15 protein-coding genes are annotated in these 22,667 nt (G+C 44.7%); 7 read left to right on the forward strand and 8 right to left on the reverse strand.

All coding sequences use genetic code 11. From position 1 onward, the window contains the following. Window positions 1-91 precede the first annotated feature (91 nt). Window positions 92-4,210: an S-layer protein domain-containing protein gene (locus QZZ22_RS13820; protein WP_292465962.1), complete on the reverse strand. Its 4,119-nt coding sequence runs from the start codon at window positions 4,208-4,210 to the stop codon at window positions 92-94. 304 nt (window positions 4,211-4,514) lie between these two features. On the opposite strand from QZZ22_RS13820, the gene QZZ22_RS13825 reads away from it, so the two are divergent. Continuing rightward, window positions 4,515-4,805 carry a hypothetical protein gene (locus QZZ22_RS13825; protein ID WP_292465964.1) on the forward strand — a complete coding sequence of 97 codons (291 nt, stop codon included), beginning with the start codon at window positions 4,515-4,517 and terminating at the stop codon, window positions 4,803-4,805. A 14-nt stretch (window positions 4,806-4,819) separates the two neighbouring features. Here the strand turns inward: QZZ22_RS13825 and QZZ22_RS13830 are convergent, their stop codons facing one another. The 3 genes from QZZ22_RS13830 to QZZ22_RS13840 all read right to left on the reverse strand — a co-directional run bounded on the left by QZZ22_RS13830 (window position 4,820) and on the right by QZZ22_RS13840 (window position 13,422). Further along, window positions 4,820-6,184: a transposase gene (locus QZZ22_RS13830; protein WP_292465966.1), complete on the reverse strand. Its 1,365-nt coding sequence runs from the start codon at window positions 6,182-6,184 to the stop codon at window positions 4,820-4,822. Between the two features lie 309 nt (window positions 6,185-6,493). Further along, window positions 6,494-12,112, reverse strand: coding sequence for a PAS domain S-box protein (locus QZZ22_RS13835; protein WP_292465968.1), 5,619 nt, complete (start codon window positions 12,110-12,112; stop codon window positions 6,494-6,496). A 50-nt stretch (window positions 12,113-12,162) separates the two neighbouring features. Then, window positions 12,163-13,422 (reverse strand): RNA-guided endonuclease TnpB family protein, encoded by a 1,260-nt coding sequence (locus QZZ22_RS13840; protein WP_292465970.1) that lies wholly within the window; start codon window positions 13,420-13,422, stop codon window positions 12,163-12,165. A gap of 359 nt (window positions 13,423-13,781) precedes the next feature. Between QZZ22_RS13840 and QZZ22_RS13845 the strand changes: the two genes are divergently transcribed. After that, the gene (locus QZZ22_RS13845; protein ID WP_292465973.1) at window positions 13,782-14,366 is read left to right on the forward strand and encodes a metal-dependent hydrolase; all 585 of its coding nucleotides are present in this window, start codon (window positions 13,782-13,784) and stop codon (window positions 14,364-14,366) included. 59 nt (window positions 14,367-14,425) lie between these two features. Here the strand turns inward: QZZ22_RS13845 and QZZ22_RS13850 are convergent, their stop codons facing one another. The 3 genes from QZZ22_RS13850 to QZZ22_RS13860 all read right to left on the reverse strand — a co-directional run bounded on the left by QZZ22_RS13850 (window position 14,426) and on the right by QZZ22_RS13860 (window position 18,097). After that, complete coding sequence (locus QZZ22_RS13850) at window positions 14,426-15,196, reverse strand: glucose 1-dehydrogenase (protein WP_292465975.1); 771 nt, start codon at window positions 15,194-15,196, stop codon at window positions 14,426-14,428. A gap of 221 nt (window positions 15,197-15,417) precedes the next feature. Continuing rightward, window positions 15,418-17,130 (reverse strand): alpha-glucan family phosphorylase, encoded by a 1,713-nt coding sequence (gene glgP / locus QZZ22_RS13855; protein ID WP_292465978.1) that lies wholly within the window; start codon window positions 17,128-17,130, stop codon window positions 15,418-15,420. A 40-nt stretch (window positions 17,131-17,170) separates the two neighbouring features. Further along, window positions 17,171-18,097, reverse strand: coding sequence for a 1-phosphofructokinase family hexose kinase (locus QZZ22_RS13860; protein ID WP_292465980.1), 927 nt, complete (start codon window positions 18,095-18,097; stop codon window positions 17,171-17,173). 311 nt (window positions 18,098-18,408) lie between these two features. Here QZZ22_RS13860 and QZZ22_RS13865 point away from each other — a divergent pair, with 311 nt between their 5' ends. From QZZ22_RS13865 to QZZ22_RS13875, 3 genes are all read left to right on the forward strand, one after another. After that, a complete protein-coding gene (locus tag QZZ22_RS13865) occupies window positions 18,409-18,588 on the forward strand; it encodes a hypothetical protein (RefSeq protein WP_292465983.1) in 180 nt (59 codons plus the stop codon). Window positions 18,589-18,778: 190 nt separating this feature from the next. Continuing rightward, the gene (gene cooS / locus QZZ22_RS13870; RefSeq protein ID WP_292465986.1) at window positions 18,779-20,683 is read left to right on the forward strand and encodes an anaerobic carbon-monoxide dehydrogenase catalytic subunit; all 1,905 of its coding nucleotides are present in this window, start codon (window positions 18,779-18,781) and stop codon (window positions 20,681-20,683) included. Window positions 20,684-20,939: 256 nt separating this feature from the next. Continuing rightward, window positions 20,940-21,569 carry a PEF-CTERM sorting domain-containing protein gene (locus QZZ22_RS13875; RefSeq protein WP_292465988.1) on the forward strand — a complete coding sequence of 210 codons (630 nt, stop codon included), beginning with the start codon at window positions 20,940-20,942 and terminating at the stop codon, window positions 21,567-21,569. On the opposite strand, the gene QZZ22_RS13880 is transcribed toward QZZ22_RS13875, so the two are convergent. Beyond that, window positions 21,544-21,723, reverse strand: coding sequence for a hypothetical protein (locus tag QZZ22_RS13880; protein ID WP_292465989.1), 180 nt, complete (start codon window positions 21,721-21,723; stop codon window positions 21,544-21,546). The genes QZZ22_RS13875 and QZZ22_RS13880 overlap by 26 nt on opposite strands. Window positions 21,724-21,811: 88 nt before the next feature. Between QZZ22_RS13880 and QZZ22_RS13885 the strand changes: the two genes are divergently transcribed. Together QZZ22_RS13885 and QZZ22_RS13890 are read left to right on the forward strand one after the other, a co-directional pair. Further along, window positions 21,812-22,279, forward strand: coding sequence for a PspC domain-containing protein (locus QZZ22_RS13885; protein ID WP_292465991.1), 468 nt, complete (start codon window positions 21,812-21,814; stop codon window positions 22,277-22,279). A 4-nt stretch (window positions 22,280-22,283) separates the two neighbouring features. Next, window positions 22,284-22,631 carry a DUF5668 domain-containing protein gene (locus tag QZZ22_RS13890; RefSeq protein ID WP_292465993.1) on the forward strand — a complete coding sequence of 116 codons (348 nt, stop codon included), beginning with the start codon at window positions 22,284-22,286 and terminating at the stop codon, window positions 22,629-22,631. The last annotated feature ends 36 nt before the right edge of the window (window positions 22,632-22,667 follow it).

Raw genomic sequence — 22,667 nt, forward strand, 5'->3', positions numbered from 1 at the left:
TATGAGCCTTCTTTTTAAGTCAGCTCTGCCTTTTTCCGGTGATGACTATAAAAAAGCACCATTGCCCGTTCCACGGGCAAGGTAAGAGGGATTACTTCTTCTTCCTGCTCTTTACTAACAGGCCATAGCCTGCTACGGCTACTAGAAGCACAAAAAAAGATCCATACAATAACATCATCCTTTTATCTTTGCTGGAAGACTCTTCCTTTGTTTTAATGTAGTCTGGACCTTTCAGTGAAGCATCGATGATCGTCTTTTCTGTATTACTATCAGAGGTTTTTGTTGTTTCTCCTGTTATAGAGAAGGGGGAGAATCCGGGAGCATCTGCAACAAAATAATAGTAGAGAATATCCGTATCAACCATTATTGTATTCAGCTGGCTCCATTTGTCATTGTTATATCTGTTTAACCTGATAGAATGCATGTCTATGTCATTTTCTTCCATCCATTTTTTCTCGACTTTAAAGGAGACCTTAGCATCCTTGAAATGTTTCCCTTCTGCGAAGCCGGCTCTATCGAACCAGATGTTCATATGTTTGTAAACTTTTCCTTCCGGGTCTGCATTCACGAATTGGGACCTTTCATGCAAGATCTCGACCTTTAGTTTCAATGTGGCAAGGTTCTGCAGGGCAGTGAAGGATATCTCACTGAGAATGTTATCCTCTTTTTCAAGCTGATATTTAACAGGAGCTCCACTCATAACATATTCTGATCTCACTTCAACAACGTTTATATTTTCATGGGGTTGATTGATTGTTCCTTCGCCGCTTCCGCCTGAGCCACCCGGGGAGACCGGAGTCTGGTCATTGACCAGAGTTACCGGAAATACTACAGTAACAATCGTGGAATTGACGGCATTGCTCACCGCATCTGCACCGGCAACTGTAAAGAAGTCTGCAGTCACTCCTTCTGATACAAAGCCTTTTTTCTGGGTAAGCGTAACGATTGCAGTGTAAACGGTTTCGCTTTGGAATGGCGAATGTGAAGGAGACCAGGTAACAGTGCCGGTATATTGGCTGTTCTCGCATATCGAGGATACAGGAAAAGCACTCGCAATCGGCGGTGTCAGACCGCTTATTTCCTGGATACTGATCGTTCTGTTCAGGACTTGATCAGGTACAATATCCCTGATCACAAAAGGATAATACCGGAGCTGCCCGGGGTCGTTTGTTACCTGGAAGTGCAGATCGCCTGCAATTTGCTTGCTGCCGGTATTATCTCGCAGGTCAATATCCTGTATACTAGTGAAGAACATCATGTTGTTGGTAATTGATCCTACTGCAAGGATCCCAAATTCATCATCTGGCATAATTCCAAATGCATTCTCCCAGTCTATCATCCAGACACCCTTAATGCTAATAGAGTCCGTTACAGATGAGATGCTATCAACATGTATCTTCAGTACCTCTACATCATCTTCACCGAGAATGCCACCCAGTCGATATGTCCAGGTTCCGCTGGTGTCTATTATTTCATCGTCTATGAACTCTCCATCCTGATAAAGCTTCAGCCATATCTTACTTTCTTCGGTATCGATCTTATATGGAAGGACAAAATAACCATTTGCCAATAGTAATGACTGGTTTGATTCCAGAATATAGGTATTACCATCATTTATCAGGAGTGGTGCCAATTTGTCGGGAGTGATGTTTGTTAGTGGAACATATTCTTCCCCGAACAATCCAAGAGTTTGGAATTGGATCGCATCTCCACAATATGATGTCTGCATCTTTGTCTCATAGAGGAGACTTCCTGCAGGAACAATTGTCTGTTCTTTCGTAAGGCCAGCTAGAATTAACAGCCGCTCAGAGTCGATACTATCTGAATATACATTATAATAGAACCCTTCAAAGTTTGAGGGAGTCCATGTCATGTTCTCGTCCTCAGCAAGAGTGCCGCGTATCTTGTATTTTCCGGAAACGGGATAACTGGACGCTGGCGCAAATATGAGGGTACTGGTGTCTGCAACCACAAAATCGATGGTTCCCATAACTGGGATGGTCTCTCCCCGATCAAGTTCAAAAAATTCCCAGTTTTTCATTTCGACGTGTTTTCCACTTAAAGATGTGATTTCCATTTTTCCATACCTTGTACCGTTTTCAAGTGCAAGGGCATTTGCGGATATCTGGAATACACCTGTTATGAAAGCACCGGGGATACCTTCTGTATTACTTATGCTGCCAAAACGGACCGCGATAAGTGTAATATCATCTATGCTCCAAAGGTCTGCAGTATATGTGAAGTCTGAATTGTCATTAATTATCGCATCATCGATTTCATTGCCGTCTTTTGACAACATAACCCACAATTTGTTACCTTCTGTATCTATCTGTTTGATAGTAAGCTCATACCCATCCCCAAGGACCAGCGATGAATCAGCATAGATGAGCTCTGACTCGTTCCTATCAATTAGTACTCTTGATACAATCCCCGATGAGAATATTTCCTCCTGGCCGTTCCATGAGATCGAACTGGAAGTGTTTTCAGTATAGCCTGTAAAATATTCTTCACCCATAAACCCGATAACTTCATACCTGCCCCAGCTATCATATTCGAAGTATGTCTCCGCAGGTACTGTCTGATAAATAATGTCTCCACTGTTTACTATCCTGCCGGTAGAGGGAATGGTCATTATCATTTTTTCTGTGTTAGTGCCCGTTCTGATATCATAATGGAACCCTGAAAAGCTGGTCGAATCCCAAATATAAGGATTGGGCATCCCCTCCTCCCATATTCTATCAAGAGTAGGTTCTACGGTAAATGCCTTGATGCATATACTGCCATTACTCTCTCCTAGGTCTTCCCATGTTATCCCATCGGCACTGGCGAAGCTCTCTCCGGCGTTTGAGGTTGCTCGACTGCTAAAACCAGAAATAGCACTTTCTAGAGGTATTGGAAACAGATATGAGTCGTGTATGTACTTAATAACGATTGAAAATGTTGTATTTTCCGGTATCATGATGGGCTCAATTTCAATCGTATGGTAGCCGGTGAATTCTTTCGTTCCAGCATATGTTCTCGAATGGATCTTATTGCTCAACGGCGATATGGCTGGATTTTCCAGGTCCCGGTAAACAGATATCTCATAATCGGTATTTGGTGCAGTTGTATAGAATCCGATCGATGTTATCACTTCATCGGATTCAGATTCAAATATATTGGCTGCCCATGCAAAAGGCGCTCCATAGCCGAAACTCCTGGTGTGGCCGAGCATATCATACTGATAGACATTGTTGTAGATAGTATCAGAAGCCCCCTGCAGGAAAAGAACATTTTCCATATTCCCAAAATACTGATCATAGTAGGAGATATAGAAGTATCCATCATTTACTCCCCATTCAGAACTCCAACTGTTCTTGGCGATAAATGCACCGTCCCCCACGGGAATAGATGATCCGTTAAAGTTGGACCTTGGAAAATTGTCGTCCCACCCTATCAAAGTAATTGCATGGCCACCATCAAAGCCCGATCCGGGATTGTAGTATGTTGTATATGAGCTCCCATAATAAGTGGCATTAAAGGACCAATACATACCGCTATAAACCGCACCATGATCATAGATGGCCCGTTTGAGAATATTGTTGTCAAGAGGGCCAGTTCGAAGAGGAAGATAGTAACCATTTTGAAACGTTATAGCTTTTTCCAGGCCATCGGGAGACTGGTTGTAGTGATCAATATAAGGGTCTTCACTTTCTAATATAGGTCCATCACCCCTGGTTAGATACGCGAGGACCATCACAGCGTCTCCGCCATCATCATAATCAAATCGATTTTCGTAAGAACTGCCATCCCAGTTATTCAGTAAGTTCTTCATATGATTCTCAGAAAAGTCCCACTCTCTCCCTGTAGATCTTAATTGATTGGATTCAAGGGAAGCTATTGACGCAAAAGCCCAGCATGCACCCACATATCCCTGATCTTTAACAGAAGTAACGTTATTCTGCTCTCTGAGATCAAAACTTGATGGTAAAGTGGACTGAAGAGCAATCAGACCAGGAGTTGAACTCTGGAGGGTGGATAAGTGACTAAGATCAAGGGGGCCAGGTATTGCACCAAGAGGATAATACACTTCTATTGAGGATTGTTCGTTTAAACCTGTAGTAGAGATTTTGCTCTGATCACTTTCCAGATTTGAGATATATTCAATGAAATCCGGATTTAGAGCTGCCATTTGTGCTTCTGCAGATACTGCATAGATTGCCGTGTTCAAAATGCAAAAAGCAATTAGGGGAATAACAAATATGTTTAAGACTGTAAATTGGTTTTTCAAGTTTTCACCTTTTAAATTATCATTACTATTAAAGCAGAGTTGAGAGGCAGAATCTCGCTTTTAGTCCGAATTCATAATCAATGAGTTATATTCATATTATATATAATATTATTATATGCAGAATGAATATAATATTTGTCTTTGAAAGTTAATATCTTTGGCTCTAGGAAAATCTGTAGTTCAAACCGTCGTGAATAATGGGCTCGGAATAATGTAACAGAGAGGATAGACACCCGTACAGGCGGTGAATCACTATTCTTCCATCTCTTCATTTCTTCCAGAAAGCTGGCATCAGCAAAACTACAACAGTGAAGACCTCAAGCCGTCCTATCTACATGTTTGCGGTCAGGATCAACTTACCCCGGTCGGGATGGCGTCAAAGCTTTCCATTGGCCTCACAGGACCAAGACCCTGTCCGACATTACCAAGGGTTGCACTGGAAGCACTCAGGGTAGTGACAAAATCCCCTCCCATAAAAGAGACCAAGGCCGAGCTGCTGACTACTCCAACGACTAAAGTCGTTGGGTTCTACTGAACCCTTACGGAGTCTCAACCTTGGACAAGGTTGAGCAATTGCTGATTCATCGTCGGAACTTGCACTCCAGTTATACAACTGGTTGTAGAGGTTCCAGCTCCACAGCCGTTAATTCCCGCGAGCCTCACGGTATCCTTGTATGTTTTAGATTTCCTGAGGATGTTGACCGCAGCGTTGATATCTCTGTTTAACGAAGATTTACAATGCTCACAATCAAATATCCTATCTGCTAACGTTAGTTTGGTCTTTTTCTTCTTTCCGCATACAGAACATATCTGAGAAGTATTCTTAGGATCAACCTTTTCAACTGTTTTTCCCTTCTCAGCAGTCTTGTATTCAGTATGCTGGACAATCCTTGACCATCCTGCATCGTGAATAGACTTGGCTAGTCTTGAGTTCCGGACAAGATTTTTAATTTTCAGGTCCTCAAATACTATCAGGTCGTACTTACTAACAAGCATCTTGCTCAAACAATGTGAAAAATGATTCCTTGCCTTAGCTACTTTTCTGTGAATCCTGTTCACTTTTTTCTTTTGTTTAAGGTAGTTATGGGAGCCATATTTCATTCTTGCAAGTTTTTTCTGTTCGATCGCCAACCTATTCTCTGCTTCTCTGAACAATTCAGGTGGTTCAATGAGTTCACCATCTGAAGTTGCTATTAATGATTCAAGACCAAGATCGATACCTACCATAGTTATTGGTATAATTGGTTCAGGATATTCTGGGATTTCAATCGTTATAAAAGCAAACCATTTGTTGCCTTCCTTTTTAATCGTGCACGTCTTAAGTTGACCATTTAACAGATCATGATCAACATCGATCATTATCAGGTTGTTTTTGTTGGTTATCTTTGACAGGAACAATCCATCTTCAGTCAGTACCCAACCGTTATTATGTTGCTTGTACGTGAAACTATGATAATCGTCTTTGCCTTTGAACCTGGGATGTCCTTTTGGCAGAATTCCATCATATTTGATGAACTTTGAACCTTTATTATCTGAAACTGAATAAAGAAAGTTTCCTGCAGGAACATCTTCCCTTTTGACAATAGTTCCTTTTCTTGGTTTGAGTCCTCTAAGTCTTCCATTCTTGATATCATCAAGGAACTTAAAGTATGCCTGTTGTACCCTTTCGAACACATTCAGTCTAACATGAGAATGTATATTATTGGTATAATCGAAGAATTTGAGCTGCTTTTCAAGCATTCTTGAATCAGGATATAGTCCATATACATCAAACAGTTGAACTCTTGTTGATAGAAGGTCGTTCCATAGTCTTCTGCAGGTTTCCATGGTTTCTTCCAACTTTATTTCCTGTTCTGGAATTGGATGAATAGGAAACCTGAGGTTTCTACAATTTTGACCGTTCTTTCGTACCATACATTCACCTGAAAAACAACAACAGTATATTGTTTTCAAATTATTTTAATGTTGCTTTTTTGTTTGCTTTTTTAAGAGGTGGGGTACGATTCATCCCACAGCTAAAGCAGTGGGCTTTCTCTACCCCTACACCCCGTTAATCGTAAATTATTAAAATGTTCGCATCAGTACCGTTTACACTTCAGATAGAACACTTTCATCCTCTACCTGTCGCTTTGCTTCGGGGAAGAGGACTTCCCGTTCCAATATTTAAAATATATGTTGTGGCATTCAAATTAATTAAATCTGTATGATTAAGTGCAAAAAAAGTTATAATTTGCACTCTTTCAGCTCACATTCTAAGAACCTGATCTCTCTTTCTACTTCTTCAAGTATCTGGGGAATAGCATCCTCACCGGTTTCTATTGCTTCCTCTATTTCCCTTGCAAGTTCTGCCAGGATATTGAAACCAACATTCAGTGCGGATCCCTTTATTTTGTGAGTATCGAGTTTTATTTGTTCGATATCCATTTGCAATAAAGAGGTTTTTATCTTTTCGAGTTGCAGGGAAAAGGACTTTAATGCCATGGCTGTAAGCTTGTTCAGCAGGTCTTCATCACCGTTCACATTATCCAGCAATTTTTCCCTGTCGAAATGGACATTTTCTACTCTTCTTTCACAGGCTGCGATATTTACAGAGGATTTGAACCCAGGCAACCACTTATGCAAAAGGGACTGGATGGTGCCTTCTACAACAGGCTTGGTTGTATAGTCATCCATGCCTGCATCCAGGCAACGTTCTTTCTCGCCTTTTATTGTTCCTGCAGTCAGGGCAATGATCGGCACATGGCCGCCGATTTCGGCCTCTATTTTCCTGATTGCACTGGCCGCATCATACCCGCTGAGCTCAGGCATCTGTACATCCATGAATATCAGGTTCGGTCCTGTATCCTCAAATGCCCGGACCGCTTCTTTTCCGTTGCCTGCCTTGATAATATTCGCATGCGGTAAAGACCTTGAGAGAATGGTCGAGGCCAGGATCATATTGATTACATTGTCCTCTGCTATCAAAATGGTGTAATCATGATATAGTTGTCCTGCTGGCAGATGCTGCTCGCTTGTCCTGCCCGGTTGCTTTTGTTCTTCCTGTACAGAGTGGATCATAGTGATCGCTCCCAGGAGCTGACTCCTCCTGACTGGCTTGCCTATGCTGGATCGCACACCAAGTGCTTTGCACTCTTCATCGACGTATGAACTGTCCCATGAATTATGCAGGAGAATGACCGGATGGCAGTCAGGAGGGATATTCAATTCTTCACGCATTCTGCGGACCATCTCAAGTCCGTCCATAGAATGCATGCGATGGTCAGTGATAATAAGATCATAATTCTTTTGAATGCCTATCATTTCCAGCGCTTCATGGCCGCCGGATACAGTATCGGCCTGAATGCCTGCTTCCAGAAGCATATTCTTCAATATGGACCGATTGCTGCTGTTGTCATCAACAACCAGGACCTTACTGACATTCAAGATTTTATCTTCAATGATCCCTTCTCCCTTCTCTACAGGGAACGTGACATTGAAATGGAATATACTTCCCTTTCCGGGCTCGCTGTCAAGTTCAAGCTGCGAGCTCATCTTTTCCAGTAGCATGTTGGAGATGGTCAGCCCAAGCCCGGTCCCGCCATATTTTCGGGTAATGGAACCATCCGCCTGTGAGAACGAACCAAATATCCGGGACTGTTTATCCTTTGCAATACCTATTCCCGTATCCCTTACCGAAAATATGAACTTCATATCGTTAGTGTCCGGGACTGGAGAGGCTTCAACCTTTAGCTCGATCTCTCCATTTTCAGTGAATTTCACAGCATTGCCTACAAGGTTCACAAGCACCTGTCTTAGTCTTAGCCTATCGGCAACAATATAGCGAGGCAGGTCTGAAGATATGTTCAACAGCAGTTCTAGTCCTTTCTCATGTGCCCTGTATTTCACGATATCCGCTATCTGTTCACATAGTTCAAGAAGGTCGGCCTTCTCAGGATCTAGTTCCAGTTTGCCGGCCTCTATTTTGGACAGGTCCAGCACGTCATTTATCAGGTCCAGCAGTGATGTCGCTGATGTGTAGACGGCCTGCATGTATTGCATTTGGGGTCCGCTCAGTTCCGTTCTCATCAGCAGGTCGGAAAACCCGATGATACCATTAAGCGGAGTCCGCATCTCATGGCTCATATTAGCAAGGAACTCCGATTTTGCACTGCTGGCAGCTGTAGCCTCTTCCTCGGCCTTCTTTTGAGCGGTTATATCAGTGATCGCGATCAGGATAAACTTCTGAGAGAGGTCATATATCACTTCGCCGGAGAACAGGCCGTAAATGATCTCATCTCCATTTATGACCGTGATTATTTCCTTGTTCTGTACTCTGCCAGTGGTTTCCAGTTCTCCTTTGATCTGCAACATTGTGTCCATGTCAGCAAGTTCCAGTTCACGAAGTGTTTTACCTACTACTTCTTGCCTGGATAGTTTCACTTTTTGCAGGAATGCTCTGTTCACATCGACAAGCTTGAAGTCGGGATAACTTATCAATGCCATCAGTGCAGGATTGTTGTCAAAGAGCTTCTGGAATTTGGTTAGGGCTGCCTGTTGCTGTGAAAGGTCTTTTGAGATGGAGAATATACAGTCATCGCCATCCCATTTGCCTGCCCAGCGACGTGTCTCGACAGGAATAAAGGTTCCGTTCCTGTGCTGAAGCGGCAGGATGCATGTGTCCTTCTCACCTTTCAACATTGAGGTAAAGGACTCTCTGGCCTCTCTCAGATGCATGTGTGAATACATTCCAAACATTCCCACTCCGGATATCTCTTCAAAAGTATAACCAAGCCGGTTGAAAAGTGCGGGATTTGCATAGAGCACTTTCCTCTCGTCTGTTCCTACCATGATGATATCGTCAAGGGTCGCAAAAAGTGTCCGGAAGTTCTCCTCGCTGGACTTGAGCTTGCTTTCTATCTCTTTGCGCTCATTGATGGCTGTATGGGTCCCATGCATGCGTAGAGGCCTTCCATTACTGTCATACCGGGAAACCCTTCCGTTAGCCTGGACCCATACCCATCGTCCATCTTTGTGTTTCATGCGGTATTCAGCCAGATAGTATTCTTTTCCGGAGGCTATTGTTGCTTGCAGTTCTCCTGTAACATATTTCACATCATCAGGATGAATTAGCATGGACCAGAGCTCCATGCTGAAATCCGTGAAGTCATCATTGGTGTATCCGGTTATCTTTTCCCAGCTGTTCCGTCCTTCCAGGTTGATATGGCCGGTGACAAGGTCCAGATCCCATATCCCGGCGCAAGTCGCTTCGAGGGCCATATCAAGTGTATCGGTTCTCTTCTGCAACTGTTCCTGGGCTAGCTTGCGCTCGTTGATGTCACGGACCACAGCAAGTATCCTGTCATTGCCACCTATCTCGGTTCTTTTCTGGGATACCTCCACCCAGAAATGCTCCCCATTCTCTTTCTTTGCCAGCCATTCGAATATGTGAGGTCCCTGGTCAATAGTTCTCAATGTATGCCCCAGAACATCCTCTTCAGTATAGTGAGGTACATTTGCACTCAGGTCGCCTATGTTTCCTGCAAGCACTCTTTCCTTGCTGGAGTAGCCATACATCTTCAGCATGGCCTCGTTAACATCAATTATCTTCTTGGTAGTAATGTCATGGATGAAAATGGCCTCGCTTGTGGAATTGAATATTTCCCGGTAGTTCTTTTCACTCTCAAACAGCGCTTCCTGGGTTCGCACGCGATCGGAAATGTCCCTGCATGTACAGAATACAAGTCTTTGCCCATTTCGTATAACTTCACAGGAGCTGATCTCCACGTCGATCAATGACCCGTCCTTGCGAGTGTGGCGTGTCAGTAAATGCTCTTCTGTGGAACGGACATCCTGCAATATATCCAGTAATTGCTCGCGTGTCCATTGCTTATCCCAGTCCCATATGTGCAGCTTAAGAACTTCTTCGGAGGAGTAACCAAGCATCTGTGCATATTTCCGGTTCGCCTCGTAGACTTTACCGTTCATGTCAACTATCACGGCTCCATCCCTGGATTGTTCGATAAGCAGACGCCGCCATAAAGCTTCCTCGGCAAGTTTCTCTTCCGCAAGCTTTCGCTCTGTGATGTCCTGTCCAATACCAAATATCCTGGTTCCTTCTTTCGTCTCTATGGGAACCACGTTCAATAGCAGCACTTTCTCTTTGCCGTTGACATTATAGAATGTCTCAAGCGTCTTTGGCTCAAGGAATGGGGCATGTTCCGCCATTTGCTTCCCCTGGAGCCTTGGCGGGTCATAATCCCCGGCTTTCTTTTTCTTGAGCGCCTCCAGATCAGTTTCAAGGAACTTGAGTGCTGCATCGTTAGCATCTGTATAGTTGCCCTGTTCATCTGCAATGATGATAGGGCTGAGCATGGATTCAAAAAGAGTGCGATATTTTCTCTCGCTTTCCCGAAGAGCCTCATCGACAAGCTTTCGCTCTGTGATGTCCTGTAGCGTACCAATGACAGCATTCCTCTGCGAATTGTATTCTGCGACAGAATGAATATCCCTTATCTCTCCGTCGTTTTGCCTTGCTATCCGGAATTTCACATCATATGGCCGCTTTTTGCCTACCGCATCTTTGAGGGCTTTGTCAAGAAGTTCCCGGTATTCCGGTAATGAGACTTTCTGTGCTTCAGCAATGGTAAATTGGTTTTTTTCTACTCCGTATATTTTAAGCGCTTCTTCAGAAGCATGCACAGTGCCTGTGTTGAGATCAAACTCCCAGCTGCCCATATGCCCTATCTTCTGTGCATTGTTCAGCTGCATTTCCCTTTTACGCAGCTCTTCATCCTCTCTCTTCCTTTCAAACGCGCTGGCCATTATCCCTGCCACGACCCCCAGGAACGATATTTGCTCATGGGACCATGTATATTTCTTCCGGACGGTCTGAAATCCGATCATGCCAATGGCATTTTCTTCCTTTTCCATGGGAATGTCCAGGGCAGATCTTATGGCATATTTTGTGAATTCTTCTCTTTCAGCATCTGCCTCTGGCGGAAGAGCTTCTGTAGCCGGGATATGTATTGGTTCAAGGTTAAACATGCGTTTTGCTAACCATGGCAGACTATCCATCGGAAAGTTCTGCATATGGGTCATCATGGACTTTATTCCCGGTGCACACCATTCATGGGCCATGCTCATTGTCTTGCCATCATCTGAAAAGAGATAGATACAACAACGATCGACATCAAAGAAGTTCCCGCACATCCTTAGTGCATTGTCAACAGTATCATTGAGCCTTTCATTGTGGACGCTGACAAAGCCGGCTGATATGCCGGCTACCAGTTCCTGGAACCTGAGCTGGAATTGCAGTTGCTCTTCTGCTCTTTTGCGGCTGATCAGAAGTCCTGCCTGACGTGTATATATCTCGACAAGTTCCTCATCTGCCATTGTTTCCCCGGAAGCCATCAGGAGAACGAAGTAACCGATTATGATATTATCCTTTATTATCCTTGCTACAACGATCTCTCCGATGCCGAATATCTTCTCCAGGAGCCTTATGGTCCTGTGCGGGACTATACCATCGGTCAGTTCATATAGCGCTTTAAAACGAGTGATACTACAGTCTTTGATCCGGCTTTCTATACGACTGTCAATATCCCACTTTTTCCCGGCAAGTTCGATCCCCAGTATCGAACTGGCTTTTTTAATGTGCTCAAATGATCCTGAGATAGCTACGGTAGTAAAACATTTTTCATCCTCATTTAACAGGTTGAAGGCTGCATACCTGGCCCCTGCTATTTCGGCAAGGTCATCTATGACCTTCTGGTAATAGATCTCTGCGGCAGAACTCTGGAAAAGCTCCTCTGAAGATGCAACCAGTTTTTTAAGTCTCTTGTTCTCTTCCGTTTTATCTGTCATATGCTTTGTAGCTGTGTAATTGCGTAATAGTTTACGTGAACTACCACCGGTTAAAACCGGTGGCTTCCTACTTCGTTCCCCTGACTTGTGCCAGTGAGTCCATAGGCTCTTCCCACAGTTCCTGCGGTGTTTAAGTTACTCAATGCTATTTTCTTGCTGTTGATAGATGCATTGATGTCTCTGTCATGCAATGTTTTACATGCTGGACATTTCCATTCCCTGATATCAAGAGTTAATTCCTTGAACTTGTATCCACAGACATTACACAATTTAGAGGATGCATCAAACCGACCTATCTTCAGGATAGTTTTGCCAAACCATTCTGCCTTGTAGATCAACTTGTCCACAAATCCAGACCAACCAACATCACTGATGCTTTGAGCTAAACAATGATTCCTAACCATTCCTTTTACATTCAGGTCTTCTATCGCAATGGCTTGACTTTCGCGAATTATCATTGCTGAGACCTTATGCTGGAAATCGTATCTCTGGTTAGCTATCAACTGATGATGTTTTGCAAGTCTGGCAACAGCTTTTTTCCTATTCTTTGAACCTTTCGGTTTTCTGGATACACTCCTCTGTAATTTGACGAGTTTCTTCAGTGACCTTTTCAGGAACTTAGGATTTTCAATTTCTTCTCCTGTTGAGAGAACAGCAAAGGTCTTGATGCCAACATCAATTCCAACGGTTGTTTCCTCCGTAAATAATTCAGGTTCAGGATAAGGTGCGTGGTCTTCGATCAGAATACTTACGTGATATCTTCCAGCCGATGTCCTGGAAACTGTTACTGTCTTGAGAACCTTGAATTCCTTGTTTAATTTCTGATCAAGGATAATTTCTCCGTTAACTTCCTTTGTCACAAGGTTATTCTCAATGAATTCCTTGCTCAGAAAATCCCGATGAAGAATTATCTTTATCCAACCTATTTTTGGGAAATATATTTGAGAGGAAGTCAGGTTGATCTGATAGTTTTGAGGGATCTGAAATGAGAAATGGTTGTCTTTCTTACTTTTCCAGGTTGGATAGGAACCATTTCCTTCAAAGAAGTTCTTGAATCCCGTCAACAAATTCCGGTTGGCTTGTTGCAATGATTGAGAATTAATATCTTTTAACCAGGTAAACGTTTCCTTGAGGGAAATAAGATGGTTATTAAGATCTATCTCCGTAACGTTTACTTTGAACTTTCCATACATCAGATTCTTGATTGAAAGAGAACGATTGTATACGAATCGAGCAGCTCCAAAATGTTGCTCTAACAAAGCGCTTTGTTCTCTGTTTGGATAGATTCGATATACATTACCCTTTTTCATTCAAACTACTTACTTGAGAATTAGTTAATTATGCACATGTTTGCATGGGATATATGCTTTTTTTTGTTTGGGACGCAATTCATCCACCTGTTCCATTTCATAGAAATGGAACTCCCATCAAATCGAAGATTTAATGGAGGTTAAAACCGGGGGTCTTCTTGCTTCACGCTGATAAAATAATCACTTCATATATAAATAATTATTTTATTGTATAATAATGCTAGTTCCTAATATGTTTGTTTTGAAAGTTTGCAGTGTATATTCCCTGTACTTCTGCAGGTGCCGTAAACTCCGGAAAGACTAATATTAACGCCTTGATAACATCAGATTTATATATGTCATCTTTATATATTTATACCATGCCCTATCCAATATTCCACCTGATGTTCTTTGTATTCTGCATATCTCTTGTGGGTGTGTTTGCAGTTCTCACTTCATCTTTCAGGAGGGAGATCAGTCTCAGGGACACCGGGCATCTTGGAACGCTGTTTATTGTAGGGGGCATAGGCTCTCTTTTCCCTGATGTACCTGCTGTGTGGAACTATTTCCTGCATGGCAACCTCAAACACACCATGATCGGTCCGGTACCTACGCACTCGCTTTTTTTTGGAATTGTGGCTTTTGCTCTTGCCGTAATGTTTGGCTATCTTATTTACAGGAACATATCCAGGGCAACATCTATTGGCATCTTTGCAGAGGCGGCTTTCCTTTCCCATCTGCTGCTAGATGATGTGGCCGATGGCGGCCTGACATATCTTTACCCTATTTATAATGAGCCCCTCAGCATCTTTGTCTTCATGAATGTGAACCTGTCAGACGTGAATTTCTTCTACTATAATTTTGCATGCTTTGTGTCCGTGTTCTTCATCTTCTGCGTAATGCTGATGGCTCTGCTGGCTTTGAAGGACCTGGGATTTGGCTTCAGGTACGAGCCTATGGATTAAAAAGAGAATAAAAAAGATGGTTCCTGAAATTAGCTTGATGGGAAAACTTTAATTTGAAATCATACAGCAGCCCATCCACCATCAACACAGATATGCTCGCCCGTCAAATAACTGGAATTGTCCGACGCAAGATATATCAGCAAACCATCCATCTCACCCGGTCTGCCAATTCGTTTCATAGGGCATCTTGATCGAATGAAATTCTGAAATTCATCGTCGGAGATGAGATCTTCCGTCATTTCAGACTCAAAGAATCCAGGTCCTATAGCATTCACAGTAATTCCGTATTGTGCCCACTCGCCTGCCAGTGCTCTTGTAAGGTTGACCTCTCCTCCTTTTGACGCATGATAAGAAGAGACCGGGTATTGTGTATTTCCAATCACACCATACATTGAAGCTATGTTGATTATCCTGCCATAATTGCGTTCTTTCATCTTTCTGGCAGCGTGTTTTGCGAAGAAGAACACACCTCTGAGATTTGTATCAAGCACTTTATCCCATTCTTCTCCAGTCATATTTTCCGCCGGTGCAAAAGAAGACGTTCCTGCATTGTTTACCAGAATGTCCAGTTTCCCGAATTCCTCAACTGTACGCTCGACAACATTTATGACATCATTTTCTATCAAAACATCGCACTTTACTGCGAGACACTTTGCGCCAATTTTCTCCAGCTCTTCCTTAAGCACTTCTAATTTCTCGATTCTTCTTGCTGCAATAGTAATATTTGCTCCGGCATTAGCTAATGCTTTAGCAAACTGGATCCCCAATCCGCTAGAGGCACCGGTCACAATTGCAACCTTGCCAGTAAGATCGAATAGATTACTTTTCATACACCAATTACCCCCGATCATTATAATTTATTTTAATCTTGTTCTTGCTAATGATCAAGATCATACAAATTAATGGGATAAGGCTGATCTTTCAGACTAATCCCTATTCTAAAATAGAATTTATAGTTATATAATATCTGTATATGGTAGCTTCAGTGCCTCTTCAACTATCACATCAATTCGTAGTGCCTCTTACGCGAAGTTCCCGTTCTGAGTTCCACTTAGCAGGAGAAATATGCATTGAGCACATACTCCTGCATCATCCTGTGGGTATTGAAGAATGAGCCGTTTATGGCAATGGAATACCGCATCATGTCAATGAAACGCCCGCGATCCTGGTAGTAGAGGGGAATGACTATATTTTCCAGCTTGTCATAGAGTGAGTCTGCATCCTTTGAGTGGTTGCGGTCCTCGGCATTTTCCGGGATCCCATTGCCGATAGACCAGCCGGTCAGTCCTTCTATGTGTCCTTCTATCCACCATCCATCAGGCACGCTCAGGTTGGGGACACCGTTAAGGGCAGCTTTCATCCCGCTTGTACCGGAAGCTTCCATAGGAGGCTCGGGTGTGTTAAGCCAGATGTCGACCCCCGCTGTCATCATTGCCCCCAGGGTCATGTTGTAGTTCTCAAGGTATACCAACTTAATCTCATTGCCAAGTGCCTGCTTTGCCTGGAAAATGCGTTGGATGAGCTCCTTGCCTCCCTGATCCTTAGGGTGCGCTTTACCTGCATAGATTATCTGGATATTTCCTGTATGGGTAGATATATTTTTAAGATGTTCAATGTCCTGGAACAGCAGATCTCCGCGCTTGTAGGTTGCAGCCCTTCTGGCAAAGCCTATTGTCAGCACATTCTCATCAAGTTCTGCACCGGTCTGCGTGTTGACAAAGTCGATCAGTTTTTTCTTGGCTTGCAAATGGGCGTCCCATACTTTGTCCTTTGGGATGTTGAGTGCGTAGCGAAGGCTGAAATTATCCCGTTGCCACATCGGGATATACTGGTCGAACAATTGCCTGAAAGGTTCAGACACCCAGGTTGCAGCGTGAACACCGTTGGTGATGGAGTTTATGGTATATCCTGCAAACAGTTGTCTGGAAGCTTCTCCGTGCATTTTGGCAACGCCATTGACATAACGGCTCAGGTTAAGGGCCAGACGGGTCATGTTAAGGGTATTGCCGTTATGCAGTACTCCGTCAAGTGCAAAAAAGTCGTCTCGCTGGCCAATGACCATCTGTGCCATTTCCCGGGGAAAACGATCATGACCGGCGGGTACTATAGTATGGGTCGTGAACACGCATTTCCTCTGCACAGCATTGCGGTCTTCTGCTATAAGCTGTTTCCTGCCAGCAATTCGTGCTTCTTCGTCGAGCAGTTCCAGTGTCAGGAGTGCAGCATGCCCTTCATTCATATGGAAACTCCGGATGCTCCTGTAGCCAAGTTCCCTGAGCATTCTGATGCCTCCTACACCGAGGATGAGTTCCTGGCAGAGACGGTAGTAATCGTCTCCGCCGTAGAGATGATGGGTCAGTGTCCGGTCCCATTGGGAATTCTCAGGCATGTCCGCATCAAGGAAGATCACAGGCACATTAAAACCGGTTACTCCTTTAACCTCGTATTTCCAGGCCCGCAAATGCACTATTCTCCCATGCACGGTCACCTGGACCCTTGAAGGCATTTCCTGCATAAACTCTTCCACATTCCATGGTGCAGGTTCTTCATGCTGCCATCCGTCATCTCCCAGACGCTGGCGGAAGTAACCTTTTCGGTAGAGTAAAGTGACTGCTATCATGGGCACTTTGAGGTCGGCTGCCGAGCGAATAGTGTCGCCGGCGAGTACTCCAAGGCCGCCACTGTAGGTGTGGATCCTTTCCTCGATGCCTATCTCCATTGAGAAATAGGCGATGGAACGTCTTTCAATGAGCAATTCCTGCATATTAGTCTCCTGATCGTACTGTTTGTAAGTGGCTGAGCATTTATATCATTTTTGCGTAGAGGCGCTCGGTGTCCTCTTTCCGGCAGAGTTCTGTTCCCGGTGTCATTACAGCTGCAGAACCTGCGGCCAATCCGTACAGCACAGCCTGACGCAGTGTTTTGCCTCTTGAGAGGCCTAAGGCAATGCCTGCGACCATGCTGTCACCGGCTCCCACTTTACTGCTGATGGGTACTGTAGGCGGGACCATGCGCTCAACAATTTCTTCTGAGACCAGCAGGGCACCGGCAGCGCCCAGAGAGATGACTATTACCTCACACATGCCAGCCTTTATTATCCTCTTTGCTTCTTCCAGTATCTGTGGCTCTTCCATAACATCCTGGCCTGCCAGTTTCTGGAACTCCCGTATATTGGGCTTGATGAGATAGACACCTTCCTGCAGCGCTTTCTCAAGAGCTTCACCGGATGCATCAACAATTACCTTTGCCCCGATATCTTTCCCGATGCGTGCCACACGGGCATAGAGGTCAGACGGTACGCCCATTGGAAGACTCCCGCTGGTTATAAGGTAATCCGGTGTCGGGCTGGCAGAGGACAGCTCCCGCAGGCATCGCTCCCATTCATCTGCCTGCAGCTGCGGACCAGGCATCCCGAAGCGGTACTGCTGCCCGGTAGATCCTTCCAGCACTATAAGGTTCTCCCTGGTCATTCCTTTAATGGGCAAGGGACGCAGTTCAACTCCTTCCTGCTCCAGGAGCGTATTAAGCATCTGTCCGGCCATCCCTCCCGACGGGTAGACAAGCAGCGATTCTCCTCCCAATTTCTTGATAGCCCGGGATACATTGACACCACCTCCGCCAGGCTCATACTGAGCGGGTTTGCAGTAAAGCTTGTGTTCAGGTATCACATGTTCAGTGCTTGTGCTCTTGTCGATGGCAGGGTTCATTGTCAGGGTAATGATCGTTCTCATAGGCGTTTCTCCATACATTCATTGTGAACCGCAGTCTTTATTATGTGTTCAATCCCATCTTATATGGGGATACATGATCAAGGGGTTTTACATTGGGACTGGAAGATAAAAGCGTATTAGTAGAGTATGTCTTTCCTTTACTAAATAGTCTTTTACCGCCAGTGAATATCTTTTGCTGGTTACGGTTGTCAACTGGTCTCCAGATCAAGGGATATCGGTCCTGGTAGTATCCTATTCCGGATAAAGCAATAATTATTAATATAATACTGTGAAATATATTATTGGTATTGTGTATTATTCAGAGGGATATAATGATGTGTAAATTCTACCACGAGTGTGAATATGCCAGCAGTGCGGCTTTCACATGTACTGTTGCAGGAGGAGGGGACTACTGTGGAAAGTACAGGATACTGGTATCAGAATGCATGAATTGCTGTAGTGCTTCAGAAAAATGTGATTTCCCTCCCAGCGCGAGAGAAGTACTGGTGTAGGTGCTTGGTTATAGCCAGACTGAAGTCATAAGAAATACTTCAAGTATTTATTTCCCATCTAATTTTATTTTTGACTCATTCTGAAAAAGTGTCAATGATCATTTTTCTTAAAATAGCGAGCATCTCAATGGGTATTTAAGTCTCAAGCCTTATTTTAAAATAAAGAGCATATTTTCAGTGAGGGATGCTTGTGGAAGAAAATAGGATATCGTATCATGAGTCAGTGCGTACAGCCTACAAGAGAATAAAAGATGACGGCATGACAAATATCTGGGACCGGTATGAGGCACAGGGGATGGGCGGTGATCCTGACCGGAGATGTAGCTTCTGTCAGGGCGGGATGCGTTGTGACCTCTGTTCCAATGGTCCCTGCCGTGCCAATGCAGTAAAGGACAAGAGAGGAGTGTGCGGGATAACGGCCGATGGCATGGCAATGCGCATGATGCTTCTGCGAAATGTTATGGGGGCCTCTACCTACCAATACCATACTGCTCAGACCATCAAGACCTTGAGAGCCACTGCCAGGGGCGAGACACCGTTTAAGATAGTCGAGGAAGATAAGCTGAGAAGCTTTGCGGGCAGGCTTGGGATTGATAGTTCCGGTCCGGTAAATGAGGTTGCTTTAAGGCTTTGTGGTCTTGTGGAAGAGGACTTTAACAGGGAATATGGGCAACCGAGCAGGATAGTTGAACTGCTTGCCCCGCAAGAACGCCAGCAATTATGGAAGAAGCTTGGCATTTTCCCCGGTGGCATCCACACCGAGATATTAAGGGCCACAAGCTCCTGCCTGACAAACGTGGATGGGAATTACGTCAGCCTGGCCTTAAAGGCAATGAAGCTTGGAATAGCCATGGCATACCAGAGTCAGATCGTCAATGAATACTGTCAGGACATGATCTTCGGGATACCCAGGCCGCATAATATGCGTGTGGACCTGGGGGTGCTGGACCCGGACTATGTAAACGTACTGCCCAACGGCCATGAACCTTTCCTTGGATTTGCTATGGTCCAGCTTGCAAGACAGGCAGAGTGGCAGGAAAAGGCAAAGAGCATGGGTGCAAAGGGTCTCCGGATCATTGCAAATATAGAGACCGGCCAGGAAATGATCCAGAGGTGGGATATGGATGAGGTATTGTATGGTTTCACCGGGAACTGGATAATGCAGGAAGCAGTTATGGCAAGTGGTTGTGTGGATGTCTTTGTGTCGGATATGAACTGTTCCATGCCGATAGATCCTGTCTATGCCGAAAAGTACAGGTTCAAGCTCATCCCGGTAAGTGACCTGATATCATTTGAAGGAGTCACAGACCGCATTGAATACGTACCCGAAAAAGCAAGTGAGCAGGCGGCACAGCTGCTTCAGATGGGAATCGACAATTTCAAGGAGAGAAGGTCGACCGTAGTGCCGATAACAGGACAACCTTTCAGTGAAGCTGTCGTGGGATTTTCTACTGAGAGCATAGTGGATGCGCTTGGCGGGAAACTTGATCCGCTTCTGGACGCCATCAAGGCGGGAACGCTGCGCGGGGTAGCGGGTCTTGTATCCTGTACCACTTTGCGGGATACGGGACAGGATAACCATAGCATCGATATTGCAAAGGAACTCATTAAACGGGATGTACTTGTACTCTCTATGGGATGCGGTAACGGTGCCATGCAGGTGGGGGGACTTTGCAGTCCTGAAGCCAAAGATCTTGCAGGTCCGGGGCTTCGGTCTGTCTGCGAGGCTCTGGGAATCCCGCCTGTACTGAGCTACGGGACATGTACCGACACCGGGAGACTGGCAGACCTGCTTGCTGCGGTTTCTGAGGGTCTTGGCGGGGTTGCGATTCCTGACCTGCCGGTGGTAGCGACAGCGCCTGAATATATGGAGCAGAAGGCTACCATAGATGCTGTCTTTGCCCTGGCCCTGGGACTTCATACGCATGTGAACCCGGTCCCGACGGTCACAGGTGGTCCGGACCTGGTAAAGTTGCTCACCCATGATTGCAAAGACATAACAGGAGGTCTCCTCAACGTAGAAACTGACAGTGTGAAAGCTGTTGATATGATGATGGAACACATCGAGGACAAGCGCAGGGTATTGGGTATTTGAAAATAATTTGCCGGGCAGTATTCACTTGTTTTTATTTGTTTACCCGGGCAGTGATCCTGAAACCGCTGTCCTTCTTTTTTTGCCTGTACAAAACCTCTATTTTGGCCATAGAATATTGGGTTCACAGAGAATTCCTCAATAGCATTATTAGAATACCAAATGATAATGATGATTATTATAACTTTTTACATTTGTTAATAAAGTTTATATACATTCAAAAACACTGAGCAAATATCTGTAATGTTGGAGGTATGGTATGAAATACGTATATTTGAAACAGATATTTTTAGTGTTGCTTGCAACATTGATGGTAATTGGAACAGCATCAGCAGTAACTGCACCATATGCAAATGTAGAGCTTATCGAGGACGTTGAGTGTAGTCTTGATATATGGAGATATGGCAATGACAATGTCATAGGCCAGTACGATTCATATTTCAGCAGTTTAGTCTCAGGCAGTACGTGGACGGATGTAGACGGAAGACTTGCCGTGCTCGATGAGGATGGTTACATGCAGATAACCACACAAAACCCGACCGAATGCTTCTGCATCGTGTTCGCCAGTGACAGTAATGATGGATGGGCGAAGGTCTACGTGGACGGGAACGAAGTATGGAGCGGTGATACGTGGGCTGATGTTGGTCTGACACAGGACATCAATGCACAGAAAATAAGGTCATTGAAGATCACAGACCTGGAAAATACTGTGCACACTATCAAGATAAAGAATATTAATGTGGCAAATTGTCACAATGGTCATGTGACTATCTATAAATACGGTTACAACTGTCCTGAAACCACTGAGATCCCCGAATTCCCGACAATTGCATTGCCAGTTGCAGCAATCCTTGGTCTTGCATTCATATTCCAGAGAAAGCAAGAGTAAGTGACAATTCATGAAGCTCAACGAGCTTCATATCTTTTTTACTCTTTTGATGTGAGGAGCGCCTGGCAAGTGGCTGATATAGCTCTTTGTTTTCCCGGTTCTGGCAAAGCAGCGGGATAGCTGATGCATCGCCGGTTTTATCCCATCCCTGCAACCCTGCTCTTAAATAGTATCATCTATTATTATTTTAATAATTGAGGCCAACAGGTCAAAAGATAAGAGTAACATAAGGAGTTCATGCTATGGAGAACAAGCAAAGGTTAACACGCAGCAGGGATGACCGTATGCTTGCAGGGGTGGCGGGAGGTATCGGAAAATATTTCGATACGGACCCGACCCTTGTAAGGCTAATCTTTGTCATTGCTGCTTTTGCAACTGACGGGCTCGTGATATGGGTATACATACTCATGGCAATAATCGTCCCTGAAGAAGAGAAAACGAAAAAGGTACTCCGGGTAGATCCCGAAGATAATGGACCGGTCCCGGAAGATGAAGGGGTGGTCTTGATAGGTGAGCAGTCATCAGGGGAAGTGGAACCGAAAAAAGATACAGTTGATCCGGCAGTCTGGCTTGGAATCGGACTTATTCTGCTGGGTACTTTCTTTCTGCTATCCAGGCTGGGCCTGTTCTGGTGGTTCAACTGGGGGATCATGTGGCCGTTACTTATTGTGCTTGTCGGCATATGGATAATACTTCGACGCCGCAGGTGAGCTTATGAAACACCGCAACGGCATCATGGACGGCCTGGTGCTCATCGCAGCCGGCGTCCTGCTCCTGGCCGGTAATTTCAATATGCTGCCCACTGGATTCTGGTGGGCTATACTTGAAATGTGGCCGGTGATATTTATCATGACAGGCCTGGATGTGATGGCGAGCTATATGAAATCAGACATTGCAGCCTGGTTTTTGTTCGCTTGTGAGGTGCTGGTCCTGGTGGCGGTCATATGGATAGCGTGGACTTATCCTTCTGCACAGGCTCCTGAGTTCCTGCAGTATTTCCCGTTCATAGATGTCTTGGAGAACCTGGCGGAAGGCTTTGGGGTCACATGGCCGGGAAGCTGATGGGCCTGCGTTCATCCACTTCTGATCATTGACGTT

The organism is Methanolobus sp. (assembly GCF_016278365.1).
Taxonomy (GTDB): domain Archaea; phylum Halobacteriota; class Methanosarcinia; order Methanosarcinales; family Methanosarcinaceae; genus Methanolobus.